Origin of the sequence: Bacillus sp. JJ1533 (assembly GCF_036965045.1) — a bacterium.
GTDB lineage: Bacteria > Bacillota > Bacilli > Bacillales > Bacillaceae_L > Ferdinandcohnia.
On sequence record NZ_JBALOV010000027.1, the window covers coordinates 61,954 to 78,521 of the forward strand.

Consider the following 16,568-nt stretch of genomic DNA (forward strand, 5'->3'; position numbering starts at 1 on the left):
ATACAAAGTTATTCAAAAAAAATTATTGTATGACTGGTAGTTAGAAAGAAACGTATTCGGTAACAAGAATATTTTTTATCAACCTGACTGCTTCATCAATTTCTTCATAAGATACAGTCAATGGTGGTAAGAGTCGAATGACATTTGGTCCAGCTTGCAGAACTAGCAGTCCGTTATCCCGTAGTCTTGTCATAATTGCTCCAACCTCAGCCTTGCATACAATTCCTAGCAATAATCCACTTCCACGTACATCTGTTACTAAGTCTTGCTCTGCAAGTGCATTTGTAAGTTCGGTTTTTAAATAAGCACCTTTTTTCTCAACCTCTCCTAAAAACTCATCTTGAAATATAATTTCAACTGTGGCTTTAGCAGCTGCTAATGAAATGGGGTTACCGCCAAATGTAGACCCATGTGATCCCGGTCCAAATGCTTCCTTCAGCTTTTCCTTACCAAGCATAGCACCAATTGGAAGACCGCTTCCTAAACCTTTTGCTAATGTCATAATGTCCGGTGATAGATTGAAATGTTGATGAGCAAATGGTTTGCCTGTTCGACCAATCCCTGTTTGTACTTCATCAATTATAAATAGTGAACCATACCTCTCACAAAGCACTTCAATCTTTTTTAAGAAAGTTTCTGTTCCTGGAACCACTCCACCTTCTCCTTGAACAACCTCAACCATTACCGCTGCAACCGAATCATCCATAGCCTGTTCCAACGCTTGACAATCATTATATGGAAGATATACAAATTCCTGCAGCAGTGGTCCAAATCCTGAATGAATTTTGTCTTGCCCTGTTGCAGCCATCGTTCCAAACGTTCTGCCATGGAAGGATTGTTGAAACGTAATGACCTTTGACTTTTTGGTATATTTTCGAGCAAGCTTTAATGCAGCTTCATTAGCCTCAGCACCACTATTGCAAAAGAAAACGGCATCGAGCTCTGAATTTGAGACAAGTTTACCTGCAACTTCCTGTTGAATATCAGATTTAAATAAATTCGATACATGCCAATATTTTTTCAGCTGTTCTTCTACGGCTTCAAGAACAGCAGGGTGACGATGTCCAAGATTACATACTGCGATTCCAGAAACGAAGTCTAAATATTTTTTTCCTGTATTGTCTACAATGATTGCACCCTCTGCTGATTCGACAGTCAAATCCCATCTCGCATAGGTTGGAAATAGTGCATCCATTAAACCACCTCTAGTTCTTTTACGATTTTTGTCCCTTTTAGCGATCCGTCTATAGAAAGTAAAGAATCCTTTCCATTTATAATGGTAATTTCCTTAAGTCCTCCATCATTCAGTGCAGAGAGAGCTGCTTTTACTTTTGGGATCATCCCCCCGTAGATCGTCCCCTCTTCAATAAGTGTAAGAACAGAATCCATGGAAAGTGACGGTAGAACCTCATCATTTTTTTTGATTCCATCTACGTCTGTCACAAATAATAAATGCTCTGCTTTTAATTCGATTGCAACACTCGCTGCTGCTGTATCCGCATTGATATTGTACTTTGTAAAATCTCCGTCAATTCCGATTGGTGAAATGACTGGAACGTAATTTTGGGATAAAAGCAATTCTAGGAACGTCACATTGACTTGTTCAATCTCACCAACATACCCTAATTGTTCAAGGTTAACAGGCTTTGCTGTAATAAGTTTTGCATCACAGCCTGATAAACCAACAGAAGCAATTCCAGCCTTCTCTAGTTCGGTAACCACTTTCTTATTAACACTTCCGGATAAGACCATTTCAACTACATTAAGGACTTCCTTTGTTGTCTTTCTAAGTCCATTCACAAATTCACTTTCAATCTTTAATGAGGCAAGTGTCTGACCAATCTCAGGGCCTCCTCCGTGAACAATCACAACTCTATAACCACTTTCTTTTAATTCTTTTATACTATCAAAAAATGAGTTTGACAGCTCTGCCAGAATGCTGCCTCCACATTTGATAACAATTGTTTGCATTTCAAGTCTCCTCACGTGCGATAGCTGGCATTGATTTTGACATAATCATAGGTTAGGTCACAGCCCCAGGCCGTTCCTGTACCATTTCCTAGATGAAGGTCAACATGAATGACAATGTCGGTCCCTTTTAAATACTCTTTAGCAAGTTCCTCAGAGAATACGACTGGTTGGCTTCCTTTTAGCATCAAAATGGATCCAATTGAGATATCTACAATATCCGGATTCACAGTTGCTGTACTATGACCAATTGCCCCAATGATTCTTCCCCAGTTCGCATCTGCTCCATAGATTGCTGTTTTCACAAGGTTTGAACCGACAATCTTTTTCGCGATAATGCGGGCATCTATATCAGTTAAAGCTCCTGTTACTTTTACTTCTACTAGTTTGGTAGCTCCTTCTCCATCCTTTGCAATTTGCTTTGCAAGGTCTTCAAAAGTAGATTGAAGGGCTGATACAAATGAGTTCCATTCAGGATGTTCTGGTGAAAGCTGATTATTTTCTGCTAAGCCACTTGCCATGACTAATACCATATCATTCGTTGAGGTCTCACCATCTACCGTAATTTGGTTAAATGTTACATCCGTCACGGCTTTCATTGCATTTTGAAGGGATTCTGAATCAATATTGGCATCTGTTGTAACAAACCCAAGCATCGTCGCCATGTTTGGATGGATCATCCCTGATCCCTTTGCTGCACCACCAATTGTAATTGTCTTCCCATCAATTGTTGTTTGGTAACATGCTGTTTTCATCACCAAATCAGTCGTTAGAATCGCTGTTTGGAAATCTTGAGCAGCTTCTTCTGTATTCGTTGGTTTAAGTTGTTTTATGCCAGCTTTAATTTTATCCATCTGCAAGAGTTCACCAATTACACCTGTTGAAGCAACGGCTACTAGGTGGTCCTCCATTCCAAAATGGGCAGCCGATTCCGCTCTCATTTCAAATGCATCAAGTAAACCTTGTTCTCCCGTACATGCATTTGCACAAGCACTATTAATGACAACCGCTTGCAGTTTATTTTGGACGGCAATGCTTTCTTGCGTAACCTTAAGAGGAGGCGCTTGAAAGTGACTTTGCGTATAAACCGCTGCACAATTTGCCGGAACATCACAAACAATTGCCCCAAGATCCTTCTTTGAATATCGGAGCCCGGCATGAACACCTGCTGTTTTAAATCCTTTGGGTGTTACAACAGTACCCTCTTCTACTTTTAAAACTTGAATTTCCTTCATTTCTATCATGCAAAGTCACTCCTTTTCTCTTATGGGAACAATGGAACGTAGTGCAATCCTGTGTTTTCTTCTAAGCCAAACATAATGTTCGCATTTTGAATTGCCTGGCCAGCAGCACCCTTCACTAAGTTATCGATAACCGAAACCACGGTAATTCGGTTTGTTCTTTCATCAAATGCAAGGCCAATATCACAGTAATTTGTGCCATAGACCTCTTTTGTTGATGGGAAGGACCCTTTTTCTCGGATTCTAACAAATGGCGAATCTTGATAACTTTCTTTATACATTTCATATAGGTGATCCAATGAAAGAGATTCTTCCGCACTGTTGATGTACATTGTAGACATGATTCCTCTTGTCATGGGTACCAAATGTGTACTAAATGTCACAAAAGGAATGGAAGTATTCCAGCCTTGCAGCACTTGTTCAATTTCCGGAATATGTTGATGCTGATTCACCTTATAGATTGAAAAATTGTCATTGCTTTCAGCAAAATGTGTCGTTCTTGATGGACTTTTTCCTGCTCCAGAGATACCAGATTTCGCGTCTATTACAATTGATTTTTCATCTATTAATTTATTTTTTATAATTGGGGCTAAACCAAGAACAGTTGCAGTTGGGTAACAGCCTGGATTTGAAATAAACCTACTATTCTGAATTTCTTGCTTATACCATTCTGGTAACCCATATGTGGCTTCATTCACATCTTCCTGTAAAGCAGCCGGCTTCTTGTACCACTGTTCATATACACTCGGGTTTTTCAAACGATAATCCCCTGATAGATCAATAATCTTCACATTTTCATTCAATAACTCAGGTACAATCGTGGTTGAAACGCCCGATGGTGTTGAAAGAAAAACGACATCCACTTCATTTGCAATCTTTGGAATATCAATTTCTTCTAATGAATGATTTACAAGATTAATAACATGGGGGTAGACCTCTGAAAGCCTCATCCCTGTCTGTGACGAAGTGTGTATGGAATGCACGTCTATGGAAGGATGGTTTGCTAGTAATCTTAATAATTCAATACCTCCATAGCCGGTAACCCCTATAATTGCCGCTTTCAATATATCCACCTCATTGTTTTAGTTGATGTTCAAAAAATCTAGAATATGTATCATTATAAGTCTGTATAAAAATAAAATCAATTGTATTTTTATAAAAAATCAGATTTTTTTACACAAAAAAACCACCAGAGGGAAGTTGATTATAAATCAACCTCCACTTACTGGTGGTATTAAAGCAACCGTATCTCCTGCTTTTACAACATCGTCATCGACAGCATACTCTTCATTAATAGCAAACATAATTTGATCGAGATTTTTTAAACCATGCTTAGATTCAAGCTGCTCTTTCAGAGATGATAGGGTTATCTGATTTGCATGTAACGTGATTCTATCTGTTCCGGCCATATCCTGTAAATGGGCAAAAAATAAAATCGTTATCATTTCAAATCCTCCTCTTCCGGTCGACCAGTTGCATATTGTTTCGTTTCTAACTGATCTCCTATCCACATTTCTCCGTCTCCCCAATGTTCTTTTTTCCAGATTGGAACGATTTGTTTTATACGTTCGATTGCAAATTCATTTGCTGCGTAGGCATCCTTTCGATGTGGTGTAGAAACTGCAATGACAACAGCCGCCTCAGAAATATCTAAGCGACCTATTCGATGAGTAATGGCCGTTTTCACATCTGGCCAACGCAACGATATTTCTTCGCCGATTTGAGCAAGCTTTTTCTCTGCCATTGGAATATATGCATCGTATTCTAAATAGAGGGTTTTCTTTCCTCTCGTAAATTCACGAACCGTTCCGATAAAAGTCGTAACAGCGCCAGCTTCGCGTCTGATAACTTTGTTTGTCACCTCTTCCACATTTATCGGCTCTCTTGTAATCTTAAATAAATCATTATTATTCATTTAGGTACCCTCGCTAAATATCCATTTTAAATAGTTTTCCTCATCATCTATATGAAAAAGAGGAAACGTTGTTTGAATCGGAATCCAGGTAATAACTGCAGCAATGTTCGTTAATGAAGTCAGCAACTCCATATCCTCTTCTTTTTTTATTAAGACGATTTTAGGATACTCCGCAGTTTTATATCCTTCAATAACAATCATATCATTTTCAAAAAAAGCATAAAGCTGTATGAGCTTCACAAGGCTCCATTCCGAAGTCTTTGCTTCCAGTTGCAGACTCCCACCGCCCTCAACAATTGTTGCAAACGCACCTGCTTGAAAATGGCGGGAGGAATCTTTTTCTTGATGAAGACTTTCTAAGCTAGTTTGATGTCCGTGATGTTTAATGGTTGCTATTTTATGCCCTAAATCTGTACCCTTTTTTACAACTTTCTCAACTAATGTTGTTTTCCCACTGTTTTGGAACCCGACGATCTGCAGAAGTGGAAACCTTATTTCCAAGGCCAGATACTTCCTTCCTGATCTTCAAGATACAGCACATCTACTACATCACCATTGCCAAAACCGCGCGTTCCGCCGGGTAAGACCATAAATGCATTTGCTCCTGCAAGTGAGGATACGACATTTGATTTATCAAGACCACTTGGTACCACTACAAGTTTTCCATCCAAGAAACTAATTTTACTTCTTACAAATCGTGTAAATGGATTTGGTTTTGGGAAGTCTGCATTTAGCTCTGCTTTCAATTTTAGAAGATGTGGATTTTTCGAAAATAATCTCGTCCGGACTACTGGTCTAACTAATAATTCAAACCCTACATAACAAGCGGATGGATTTCCAGATAATCCGAACAATAACTTACCATTTAGCTGAGCCACAGTCGTGACACTTCCCGGTCTCATCGCAATTTTATTAAATAGGACTTCAGCGCCTAATTTACCATAAATTGCAGGAAGATAATCATAATCCCCAACAGATACTCCACCAGTGGTAATTAAGATATCAACCTCGTCGATTGCATTTTTTATTGCATGAAAGCAATGTTCAAAATCATCTGGGAGTTTTCCAAAATACTTTGGCTCAGCACCCGCCCTTTCGATTTGCGCACTAATCATATAAGCATTGCTATTTCGAATCTTACCAGGTTTTAGCTCCTCATTTACATCAAGCAATTCTGTGCCTGTTGCATAAATACCAATGACTGGTTTCTTTGCTACTTCAACCTGATGGTAACCAAAGGTCGCTAATAAGGCTTTTACACCAGGATTAATAAAAACTCCTTTTTCCACTAAAACTGTGCCTTTTTTTGTATCTTCTCCTTGGAACGATACATTATCGCCAGACTTAAATGGTCGCTTTATAGACATGTATTTCCTACCATTACGTTCATATTCAGTTGTCAATTCGAGCATCACAACTGCATCACATTCCGATGGCATTGCTGCTCCTGTCATGATTCGTACTGCTTGATAAGCTGCCACCTTTTTCGATGTAACAGAACCAGCTCCAATTTCTTCTATTACCTCAAACTCAATTGGATGGTCCTGTCCGGCATTTGCTGTATCGACTGCACGTACAGCAAAACCATCGTATGGTGACCGATCAAAATGTGGCACATCGTGATCAGCAACTACGTCCTCCGCTAGAAACCGTCCATAACTAGCTTCAATTGATACTTTTTCCTGTGACCCTGAACCTGCAAATTCCATGACTCTCGATACCGCTTCCGGAACGGGGATCGGTGTTCGTCTTTCAACCATATTCATCACCAACTTTTTATCTACTTTTTTCCTATTGTAGTATATTTAAGCAAAAACAACTACTTTCTTGCTGTGATTTCATTTAACTGAATGATTCCTTCTTCAAGTTTGTCATCGACATCGTTTGACATCTCCTTGCAGCATTCAATATATGGTTTAATCCTACCAAATGTGCCCCTTTGTAACCTGTGATGTTCATCACTTCACACTGAATATATGGCGATATTCTACAAAAGTGTGATTCGTATCACATCACTCTGCCCTTTGAAAAGCTATCCTATAAGTAGCTTACTAATTAGGAGGTAGAATTATGGAACCAACGTTTACAGAACAACATATCATTGGAGAAATTGTAACTGAGTTTCCGAAGGCAGGAGACCTTTTCAAAAAACTCCGAATTGATTTTTGCTGTGGCGGTAACCGACCACTTATAGATGCCATTGAGGAAAGAAATCTTTCCACGGATGAGGTGCTGTTAAAATTAAATACACTTTATCATGAAATGAAAGAATTAAATGAGAAAACAGTTGATTGGAAGGCCGCAAGCTATTCAGAATTAATCGACCATATTGTGAATAAGCATCACCGTTATTTAAATGAAGAGCTTCCTCAGCTTAGTCCATATGTAACTAAAGTGCTACGAGTACATGGAGGAAATCATCCACATCTTGCAAGAGTGCATTCACTGTTTAATCAATTAAAGGTCGAACTTGAACAACACACAATTAAAGAGGAAGCAGAATCATTCCCTCTTATCGTGAAATTTGAAAAAGAGCCCACCACTGAAAATCACGAATTAGTGAAAAAACATGTGGCAGAATTAGAAGGCGATCACGATGAGGCTGGGAATATTATCAAAGAGATTCGTGACATCACAAATGATTTCCAACCGCCAATCGGTGCATGTGGAACCTACCGTTTAGTCTACCAACGCCTTGAAGCACTAGAGGCAGACCTATTCGAGCACATTCATTTAGAAAATTATATCCTATTCTCAAGAGCAGCAGGGAACAAATAGTCAGACAGAAAGAAACCCAGGATTCCCCTTAAAAATCGTGGGTTATTTATGTTATTTAAATGTTGTAAGAGGAGGTGTTTTTGGTCTTTATACGAATGAATCGCCGCTTTTCCTTTTTTGTGTATTGGACCACAGGCTTCCCAATAAAAACACGTAACATGAACAGAATACAAAGAACCAATCCTAGTACAAACATAGCTTTACCGAGCTGTTGCTGGGCAGTAACTAAATAATTATTACAAAGTCTTGCTGGTGATGCTGAATAAAGCCAACTCATCACAAAAATCATCGAAATAAGATTTGCCCATACAAAAGCTCTGCTTATTGATCCAAGCAACTGCCAACTATAATACAATAGGACCCCCGCTAAAAAGGGCAAACTAATATATTTCGCCAACTCCATAAATGGTTCGTTCAATGCTGCATCAATCGATCTTGGCAAAGCCCAATAGCCGATAACACATATTGTGATTAGCATCCCCGCAATCCCATTTTCATTGAAATAAAGAAAAAAGCTTCGCCATTTCCTTGGAAACCCTTTAGCAAGAAAATAGCCACCCCCTACTAATAATGGATATTGAATCAGCATAGTACCGACCATGCTCTCTTCCAACAATACCCTTACATACGGGAATGAAACGAATAGAAGTAAAAGTAGTCCAATTATTAAATAACGTAAACGGTCCATATTTCACCTCTAAAATAGAAAAGAATGTAAGTATTCCACAACAGTTTGTGGTTTTTGGTAATCAAAGATATTTGTTAATTTTCCTTCCGGGTTAACAACATAAAATGCAGAATTATGTTCATATCCCCCATATTCATTCGGAATAACTATAACTCCAAGTGTATCTAAAACGTCTTGTAATTCATGTTCATCCTGAATTGTTGCCATTTTCCACTGTTCTCCGTCAGCTCCAAAATGGTCTGAATAAGATTTTAAGACAGTTGGGGAATCATTTTCAGGGTCAAAGCTTATACTTACTAGAACGACCTCTTTCCCCAGAACTTCTTTTGGGATATTTTCATAGATTTCAGCAAAATTTCGTTCCAAAACCGGACATACATCCCCACAACTGGTATACATGAAGGTAAATAGCGTGTATTTCCCCTCCAATTCCTGTATGTGAAAAGTCTCTGAATTTGAATCGATTAATATTGCAGAAGGGAGCTTTGGCTGCTCCCTTTCTAGCTCAATAATTCTTGCCTTCTCTGCTGTAAAAGCCTGTAATCCATCTGTACCAACCCATAGCAAAGAGATTCCCGCTACTAGTGCAAATAGAATTCCAACAGTTTTACGCAACATGGCGATCTGAGCCTATCTTTTCTTGAAACTTATAATCAATTGACCTGGAAAAATTCCAAAAACGAATAACAAATGTCAAGACAGCAAGGACGATAAAGATACCAAAGATTACTCCCATACGGTCATATGGAATCCATTCTGGGAAGTGCTCTGCCCATCTTCTTGGAGCACCTACTTTTCCAGAGAAAAGGAATGATCCACATAAACCAATGAAGAAAATAATGTATACCCAAAAACTAATCGTATCAAGCGAAGTTTCTTTCTCTTTTCCATTCACTTTTGCTAAGTAATACATAAATCCAAATAGCATTGCTGTTGCGCCTAATCCCATATACATATGAAAATGCCCAGGTACCCATTTTGTGTTATGCATTACATGGTTTACAACAATCGTTGCATCGACAATTGCAGGTACGACACCAATTACCCAACCAAACATGGATAGAAACATAAATGATGAGGCAATGTCCCACCTAATACCTGAACGATAAACAATCATTAACGCTCCATAAGCTGTGACAACTAATACTGGTAATCCATTTGCATATGAAAGAACCTGACCTAAAATAATCATCCACTTCGGTAATGCAAAATCCATTAACAAGTGGTGAGTATAGATTGTAATGGTAAATAATGTTGAACAGTTCCACGCAATTAGAAACGGACGATTTGCCTTCCAAGGACGATTTGTATAAGCTGCCAAGATCTCATATACCGCAATAACACCCATATAAATAATTGAGTTTGCAAAGATATGTCCAAACGCATATGTTAGATTTTTTGCAAGCATTGGATCAATTGTGATAGTTGGAATAAATAGATTGATAAGGTTCATAATTAGTACTGTTGCTCCCGCAACTAATGCAGTGGTATTGACAATTGAAACCATAGTACTAGCTACGACAGTCGCCGGGGGACCATAGCCTTTTTCCTTTCCAAATACAATGGACCAGCCTAGCCCTCCTCCTAAGCTTCCATATTGTTTAATAATTGCTCTAGCAACATCTAAATTTAGTAACAAAAATCCTACACCAAGGATAAGCATACCGCCTAAATAAAGCGCTGCTCCCGCTACTCCCCATCCACCAGCAGTGATAGAGGGCAACGGATATAGGAATGTCCATGCTCCAGCAAAGTTAAATACGAATATACCTACTAACACCAAGACGACTCCGATGATAAAGGTAATGAAATTCGTGATCAAAATTGTTTTGCTTAATTGAACATACTTACTAAGGAAGTACCACATCACAGCAGCTGCGGCTAATGCCGCTGCACCAATCATACCTGTTCCATGGACAGTCATAATCTCATAGAAAAATCCAGGGTCCACATCAATCATTTTTCCTTGTGCGAGTAGCATCAAAACTCCAAATACCATCATTGATAAAATGATTAAACCACCTGCTAATAGGTACAAAGCAATCGTTTTATTACGGGAGTTTTTTGTCCCTCCCGCTGTAATATTAGTAGACAACGTTAACCCCCTCCTTAATTTGTTACGACAATTTCACCAATCATGAGATGGTGAGCAAGTCCGCAGTATTCCATACATAAAATTTGGTATGTACCAGGCTCCGAGAATGTGTAGTACACAGTGTTTGTATAATCTGGCATTGCTTGGGTTTGGGCTAATAAATTCATGTCTTTATCATAGATACCAAAGCCATGGTTAACATCTGAGCTTGTGATATCGAATTCAATTGATTCCCCAACCTTGAATTCCGTTTGGCTCATATTCCAGCCAAATTGAACGGCTTCTACATCGACAATAACCGGATTTTCCTCTTGTCCATATACTGGTCTTTCAAACGGAAGATCCTGAAGTGTAAAGAACGTTGCAGTTCCAAATACAACGAGTAAAGCAATGAAATAAATCGTTCTAAAGCGGTACCATTTTTTCTGGATAGACTCATACTCTCTTCGTTTATTTGTTTTTAAGACGACGGTAATAAAAATAACTGTAATTAAGCTCATTAAAATAATGGAAAGATACCAAGCCGCTGTTTGGTACAAAGGAACCCCCTCCTAAATTCTCTTTTCAGCATGATTCTCACATATTGTTCAACCATAAATCTGTTAAGTTTGTCACAAAATGGGCAGAAAACGAAAAAAGACACATTCTTGTCAAGAATGCATCTTTTTTCATTTTTATTTAATTAAATAGGTTGACGCGAGCATCAGAAAGGAAATAAAGATAGTCGTTATGACCCATAACCAGGCAAGTTCCATGTTCCCAGTATCAATAGCCACATAAATTGCTGTTGGTAATGTTTGTGTTTTACCAGGTATATTACCAGCAAACATGAGGGTTGCACCAAATTCACCTAGTGCACGAGTAAAGCTTAAGATAAACCCTGTCACGATGGCTTTAAGCGACAGTGGTATGGAAACGTAAAGGAATATTCGAAATTCATCTGCTCCGTCCGTCCTAGCAGCATCCTCAATTTCGGTATTTACAGATCGAAACCCTGTTTTTACAGATTGATACATAAGTGGAAAAGCCACAACGGTAGAAGCAATAACCGCAGCCCACCAAGTGAACATAATGGGTTGGCCAGTTAATTTCTCAAAAAATGTTCCAACAAAACTATTTCTTCCAAATATCACGATTAATAAAAAACCAACTACTGACGGAGGAAGGACAAGTGGCAGCATTAATAGTGTTTCGAGAATGAGTTTACCCTTGAATTGCTTATGTGCCATCCACTTTCCTGTAACCAAACCAAGTAATAAGACAATACATCCCGCTGTGATCGCAATGGTTATTGATAGTTTGATAGGTGACCAAAAAAGCTGTTCCATAATCCAGACCTCAATTGTTAATAATTGTTCATAATTGACATAATCCCTTATTTTACAAGCACTTTAAAGCTTTTTTTCAAAAAGTGTGATTTATTATACACCTCATGAATAACTAACATTATATTATTTTCTTAAAGCAAAGTATAGCATTCCTGCTTAGGAAGGTGGTACCTATGAATCAAATAACATTACAAAAATCAGCAATCTCAGATGAATTAACAGAGCTTTTGAAATCAGCTAATCATGTGATTCATTTGGAAAAAGGCTCCTATTTATTTCGAGAAGGTATGAAAGCATCTGAGCTTTATCTGATTCTTTCAGGTCGGGTGAGGGTGAGTAAAGGAACGTCTGATGGCAGCGAACTCTCCCTTCGAATTTGTAGCCAAAATGAAATCGTTGGAGAGCTGACATTATTTACGGATGAACCAAAGTATTTATTTGATTGTCTACTTTTAGAAGATAGCGAAATTGCTGTTATTCCAAAGGACGAATTAGAACGAAAACTATTTGAAAATACGAACCTTGCATTTGAATTTATGAAATGGATGAGTGACCATTTCCGAAAAACACAAACAAAATTTAGAGATCTTGTTTTATTAGGAAGGAAAGGAGCATTGTATTCCACCTTAGTACGCATGACCAATAGTTATGGTATTCAAACCGATAACGGTATCCTAATTGATTTACATTTAACAAATCAGGAACTCGCTAATTTTTGTGCAACTACAAGAGAAAGTGTAAACCGAATGTTGCATGATTTGCGTGCTATGGGGGTAATCACCGTTTATAGAGGCTATATAACAATTCACGACTTAGCATATATTAAAAGGGAAATACAATGTGAGGAATGTCCAGCAAAGTATTGCAGTATTGAATAAGAAGCCATTAAAAGACCCATGGGAGCCCAGGGGTCTTTATATTACTTAAATGTTTTTTCCTTTTTACGAAGAGCTTCTGGGATATATACACAGAATGGTTCACTCTCCATGTAATCCCCCGTCATTGCATATGCACGGCATCGTGATCCGCCACATACATGTCGGAATTCACATACTCCACATTTCCCTTTATATTTGTCAGGATTACGCAAATCTTTAAAAATTGGTGATTCACGATAAATTTCAGCTAATGGTGTTTCACGGACATTTCCTGCTATTACAGGTAGTAACCCGCTTGGATACACATCGCCAATATGAGAAATAAAGACAAATCCATTGCCATCATTTACACCCTGTGGCGCTCTTCCAAGTCCATCAATCTGACCGGTTTTCCCCTTCATCAGTGCGTCTTCATAGCGAATTTGTTTATCAGGATCCTTTGTTTCTCTCAATTTTGATTGGATGACGACCCGACGATAATGCTGTGCTGCTGTCGTTTTAATATCGAATTTAACACGTTTACTTAAATCATATAACCAACGGAAAACTTTCTCGTGTTCCACAGGTGAAATCATGTCAGTTTCCTTACCACGGCCTGTAGGTACAAGGAAAAAGACGCTCCACAACACACAATCCAGGTCCTCAACCAATTTTGCCATTTCATCTAAGGCATGAACATTATATCTTGAAATAACTGTGTTGATTTGTATAGGAATTTCCAGTTCGTGCAAATATTTGATGGCTCTCATCGTTAAATCAAATGAACCTTTCGTTCCCCGGAAATGGTCATGAATTTCTGCAGTTGGACCATCCAAACTAAATGCCCAACGTGCCAAGCCAACTTCTTTTGCTTTTTGAATCGCTTCCTTTGTGACATTAGGTGTTGCACTTGGTGTCATTGAAACACGAACACCTTTTTTAATCGCATAATCAGCAATATCATACACGTCCGGACGCATTAAGGGGTCCCCGCCCGTGAACACGAGCATTGGATTATTCATCTCATATATTTGGTCGATTAGCTTTTTTCCCTCTTCAAAGGAAAGTTCTCGAGGGTCTCTTGTATATTGTGCTTCTGCACGACAATGCAAACATTTTAATTGGCAAGCTCTTGTTAGCTCCCAAATCACAATAAATGGGTATTTGTTATAGTCTCTTTCAAACATGAGGCAAACCTCCTTTGTTAATGTCCACATTTTAACACTATAAAAAAGTGAATTATGTGAGGTACATCACAGGTTAAGGAGGTGTTTGAAATTGTTCACAATTCGGAATAACAAAACATGAGTATATGGTGGTAAGCCTAAGACAATCCAAATCTTCCGAGGCGCTGAGCTAGGCAGATAGTCGAAAGCCCCCTGAAGGTAGACATCTAAAATATGTGAAAAAATAATGGAAGTGAAAATATATTGAAGAAGTGTTTACATGTAATTTAGGGTTAGCACTACAGCTACAAGTAGGTTTGGTGCCCCCAAGAGGAAAAATAAATAAGAATATCGGAATCTTTTTTTGCGGTTATGATTGGTTTCGGTGTAGTAATTCGCTCTTGCCCGGTCTCCACTAATAAAGGAATCCGAAACAATTCCCGCAAGCAAGAAACAAATAACCCCCAGCGTCCCAGAAATAACTGAATATGTTTCAAATTGTCGAGTAGACAAACCAATGAGCAGTAGAAGTCCAGAGGTTAATATGCCTAATACTAAGCCTACTCTCAAATATTAGCCCTCCTTTTCAAAACGTCTTGTATTCTTATTTTATCGCATTTTTCAGAAAATTATGAGTAGTTAACAAGATTTCCGATAAAGCCATTCATACTATTTAAGGAACAAAGACTAAGAACGCTGCTTAACTGTGACAACGTCTTGGTATTAGTGACCCACATCATGTGGGCCCTCAATTTGGTTTTTGTTGTATTTTTTCATATTCAATTTGGCTGTTGATGTTTTCGAATTCCTGGCCTTGAAGTTGAAGATCTTGATTTGTTACATATTTTACTATGCATGAGTCTAACAAATGGCTCATTTTAAAATTTTGATTTTCTAACAATTGCTCTATTTTCTTTGCAACTCTTTTATGGTAAATAGCGATTAATGGCTGCTTTCGATCATTGATGACAGGAACGACGGCATCGAGCCTTTGGTCATTTGTAAACTTGAGGAGTTGCTTAACAAGTTCATCTGTTACAAAAGGGGTGTCACAAGGTAAAACCATATACCAATCTGAAGCTTCTTTTTGCATGCCTGTAAATATGCCTGCAAGTGGTCCATTCCCTTTAATTTCAGGCAAATCCTCAATCACGTCTACTGAAGTTTTCTCTTGAAAATGCTGTTTTAATGAAGGATGACTTACAATAAGGAGCTTGCTCACATTTCCTTCCAACGCTTCGACTGCATATTGAAAAAAGTGCTTATGATGGAGTTTGGCAAATGCCTTAGGGCTTCCAAATCTTCTTGATTCTCCCCCAGCCAATAGAATTCCTGTAATTTTTGGTTTACTCATTATGAAACTCCCTTTTTCTTTTTCTTCATAGTAGCACGGTTAACACAGTCTTCCAAATGAAAAGGTGTAGGCATTTGTTAGGTTTTTGACTAGTTCTCTTTTTAACAGGGAATCTGTGTAATTTTTAAAAGGAAGCATTGTGAAAAAACAGATTATTTTGTAAAATATTGTTGAAAGGATGTGGAAAATTGATAGTTAAATCTCGTGGTGAAAATATTGAATTAGAATTATTCCGTTCTTTACGAGTACGCAAGAGGTTAAACGAAAAAGAAAAAAACAACTTCATATACCTCAACAAAGGCTGGCTCGGTGAAAAACAATTTGACCAATTACTTTTAGGCCTCACAAACGAATGCCTCATTTTAAACAATCTTCTCTTGGAAGTAAACAACACCCAATTTCAAATCGATTCCCTACTAATTACTCAAAAGAAAATTATTATCTTTGAAGTAAAAAACTTCGAAGGCGATCCTTACATCGACGGTGATAGATGGCACCTACTTTCCGGAAAAGAAATTAAAAACCCACTCATTCAAGTCTCCCGCAGTGAATCTTTATTTCGGCAACTTTTACAAGAGTTAAGATTTCATTTGGCTGTTGAATCCGAGATTGTATTTATCAACCCTGAGTTTTACTTATATGAAGCACCCGTAAAAGGCCCATTTATATTTCACTCACAACTAGGTCGATTTTTGAATAAAATAAATTCTTTGGCTGCTGGGGAAATTCCTGCTGGACATATGCGATTAGCTGAAAAATTGGTCTCTTTGCACATTAAGGAGTCTCAATATAAGCAGTTACCAGATTACACGTATGAAGAAATTGAGAAGGGAATTGTTTGTCGACGTGGATGTACATTTATGGATACAGCCAATCAAAATTTTTTAGTATGTCCGAGTTGTCGAAAGCTAGAACATAAGGAATCAGCGGTGTTACGAAGTGTGAGGGAATTTACCTTACTTTTTCCAAATAGAAAGATTACAACGAATCAGATAATGGAATGGTGTAGAGTTATTAGATCTAGATTAACAATAAGAAAATATCTGTTAAAAAAATATAAGCTTGTAACTAAAGGTAGAACATCATATTTTGTAAAATCAGAAGAATATTGACTTTAATAGAGCACCTAATTATGTTTGCGGATATCAGTTATTGTTTCTCGTGTTCTCGATATACCG

19 protein-coding genes are annotated in these 16,568 nt (G+C 38.1%); 3 read left to right on the forward strand and 16 right to left on the reverse strand.

What is annotated here, in order from left to right:
• Positions 1–40 precede the first annotated feature (40 nt).
• From V7138_RS14765 to V7138_RS14800, 8 genes are all read right to left on the reverse strand, one after another.
• Positions 41–1,195 carry an acetylornithine transaminase gene (locus V7138_RS14765; protein ID WP_335398645.1) on the reverse strand — a complete coding sequence of 385 codons (1,155 nt, stop codon included), beginning with the start codon at positions 1,193–1,195 and terminating at the stop codon, positions 41–43.
• Positions 1,195–1,971, reverse strand: coding sequence for an acetylglutamate kinase (gene argB, locus V7138_RS14770; protein WP_335398647.1), 777 nt, complete (start codon positions 1,969–1,971; stop codon positions 1,195–1,197). The genes V7138_RS14765 and argB overlap by 1 nt, the downstream gene beginning before the upstream one ends.
• Positions 1,972–1,982: 11 nt before the next feature.
• On the reverse strand, positions 1,983–3,212 hold the full coding sequence (gene argJ / locus V7138_RS14775) for a bifunctional ornithine acetyltransferase/N-acetylglutamate synthase (RefSeq protein ID WP_335398649.1): 1,230 nt from the start codon (positions 3,210–3,212) through the stop codon (positions 1,983–1,985).
• A 20-nt stretch (positions 3,213–3,232) separates the two neighbouring features.
• Positions 3,233–4,273: an N-acetyl-gamma-glutamyl-phosphate reductase gene (argC, locus tag V7138_RS14780; RefSeq protein WP_335398651.1), complete on the reverse strand. Its 1,041-nt coding sequence runs from the start codon at positions 4,271–4,273 to the stop codon at positions 3,233–3,235.
• 147 nt (positions 4,274–4,420) lie between these two features.
• Complete coding sequence (moaD, locus tag V7138_RS14785) at positions 4,421–4,654, reverse strand: molybdopterin converting factor subunit 1 (RefSeq protein WP_335398653.1); 234 nt, start codon at positions 4,652–4,654, stop codon at positions 4,421–4,423.
• Complete coding sequence (locus V7138_RS14790; RefSeq protein ID WP_335398655.1) at positions 4,651–5,124, reverse strand: molybdenum cofactor biosynthesis protein MoaE; 474 nt, start codon at positions 5,122–5,124, stop codon at positions 4,651–4,653. Before V7138_RS14790 ends, moaD begins: the two co-directional genes overlap by 4 nt.
• Entirely contained in the window at positions 5,125–5,631 is a 507-nt protein-coding gene (mobB, locus tag V7138_RS14795; protein WP_335398681.1) for a molybdopterin-guanine dinucleotide biosynthesis protein B, read from the reverse strand.
• Positions 5,616–6,884, reverse strand: a complete 1,269-nt coding sequence (locus V7138_RS14800; protein ID WP_335398657.1) for a molybdopterin molybdotransferase MoeA — start codon at positions 6,882–6,884, stop codon at positions 5,616–5,618. Before V7138_RS14800 ends, mobB begins: the two co-directional genes overlap by 16 nt.
• 310 nt (positions 6,885–7,194) lie before the next feature.
• Between V7138_RS14800 and ric the strand changes: the two genes are divergently transcribed.
• The gene (ric, locus tag V7138_RS14805; RefSeq protein WP_335398659.1) at positions 7,195–7,902 is read left to right on the forward strand and encodes an iron-sulfur cluster repair di-iron protein; all 708 of its coding nucleotides are present in this window, start codon (positions 7,195–7,197) and stop codon (positions 7,900–7,902) included.
• A gap of 55 nt (positions 7,903–7,957) precedes the next feature.
• Here the strand turns inward: ric and V7138_RS14810 are convergent, their stop codons facing one another.
• From V7138_RS14810 to modB, 5 genes are all read right to left on the reverse strand, one after another.
• Positions 7,958–8,590: a hypothetical protein gene (locus V7138_RS14810; RefSeq protein WP_335398661.1), complete on the reverse strand. Its 633-nt coding sequence runs from the start codon at positions 8,588–8,590 to the stop codon at positions 7,958–7,960.
• 9 nt (positions 8,591–8,599) lie between these two features.
• Positions 8,600–9,208, reverse strand: a complete 609-nt coding sequence (locus V7138_RS14815; protein ID WP_335398663.1) for an SCO family protein — start codon at positions 9,206–9,208, stop codon at positions 8,600–8,602.
• Entirely contained in the window at positions 9,198–10,685 is a 1,488-nt protein-coding gene (locus V7138_RS14820; protein WP_335398665.1) for a cbb3-type cytochrome c oxidase subunit I, read from the reverse strand. The genes V7138_RS14815 and V7138_RS14820 overlap by 11 nt, the downstream gene beginning before the upstream one ends.
• Before the next feature lie 14 nt (positions 10,686–10,699).
• Positions 10,700–11,224 carry a cytochrome C oxidase subunit II gene (locus V7138_RS14825; protein WP_335398667.1) on the reverse strand — a complete coding sequence of 175 codons (525 nt, stop codon included), beginning with the start codon at positions 11,222–11,224 and terminating at the stop codon, positions 10,700–10,702.
• A gap of 135 nt (positions 11,225–11,359) precedes the next feature.
• Entirely contained in the window at positions 11,360–12,013 is a 654-nt protein-coding gene (gene modB, locus V7138_RS14830; protein ID WP_335398669.1) for a molybdate ABC transporter permease subunit, read from the reverse strand.
• Positions 12,014–12,186: 173 nt separating this feature from the next.
• Between modB and V7138_RS14835 the strand changes: the two genes are divergently transcribed.
• Positions 12,187–12,891 carry a Crp/Fnr family transcriptional regulator gene (locus V7138_RS14835; RefSeq protein WP_335398671.1) on the forward strand — a complete coding sequence of 235 codons (705 nt, stop codon included), beginning with the start codon at positions 12,187–12,189 and terminating at the stop codon, positions 12,889–12,891.
• A 41-nt stretch (positions 12,892–12,932) separates the two neighbouring features.
• Here the strand turns inward: V7138_RS14835 and V7138_RS14840 are convergent, their stop codons facing one another.
• The 3 genes from V7138_RS14840 to V7138_RS14850 form a co-directional block, all read right to left on the reverse strand.
• Positions 12,933–14,057, reverse strand: a complete 1,125-nt coding sequence (locus V7138_RS14840; protein WP_335398673.1) for a TIGR04053 family radical SAM/SPASM domain-containing protein — start codon at positions 14,055–14,057, stop codon at positions 12,933–12,935.
• A 255-nt stretch (positions 14,058–14,312) separates the two neighbouring features.
• The gene (locus V7138_RS14845; RefSeq protein ID WP_335398675.1) at positions 14,313–14,606 is read right to left on the reverse strand and encodes a DUF5316 domain-containing protein; all 294 of its coding nucleotides are present in this window, start codon (positions 14,604–14,606) and stop codon (positions 14,313–14,315) included.
• A 178-nt stretch (positions 14,607–14,784) separates the two neighbouring features.
• Complete coding sequence (locus V7138_RS14850; protein WP_335398677.1) at positions 14,785–15,390, reverse strand: molybdenum cofactor guanylyltransferase; 606 nt, start codon at positions 15,388–15,390, stop codon at positions 14,785–14,787.
• Positions 15,391–15,578: 188 nt separating this feature from the next.
• Here V7138_RS14850 and V7138_RS14855 point away from each other — a divergent pair, with 188 nt between their 5' ends.
• Positions 15,579–16,502 (forward strand): nuclease-related domain-containing protein, encoded by a 924-nt coding sequence (locus V7138_RS14855; protein ID WP_335398679.1) that lies wholly within the window; start codon positions 15,579–15,581, stop codon positions 16,500–16,502.
• Positions 16,503–16,568 lie beyond the last annotated feature (66 nt).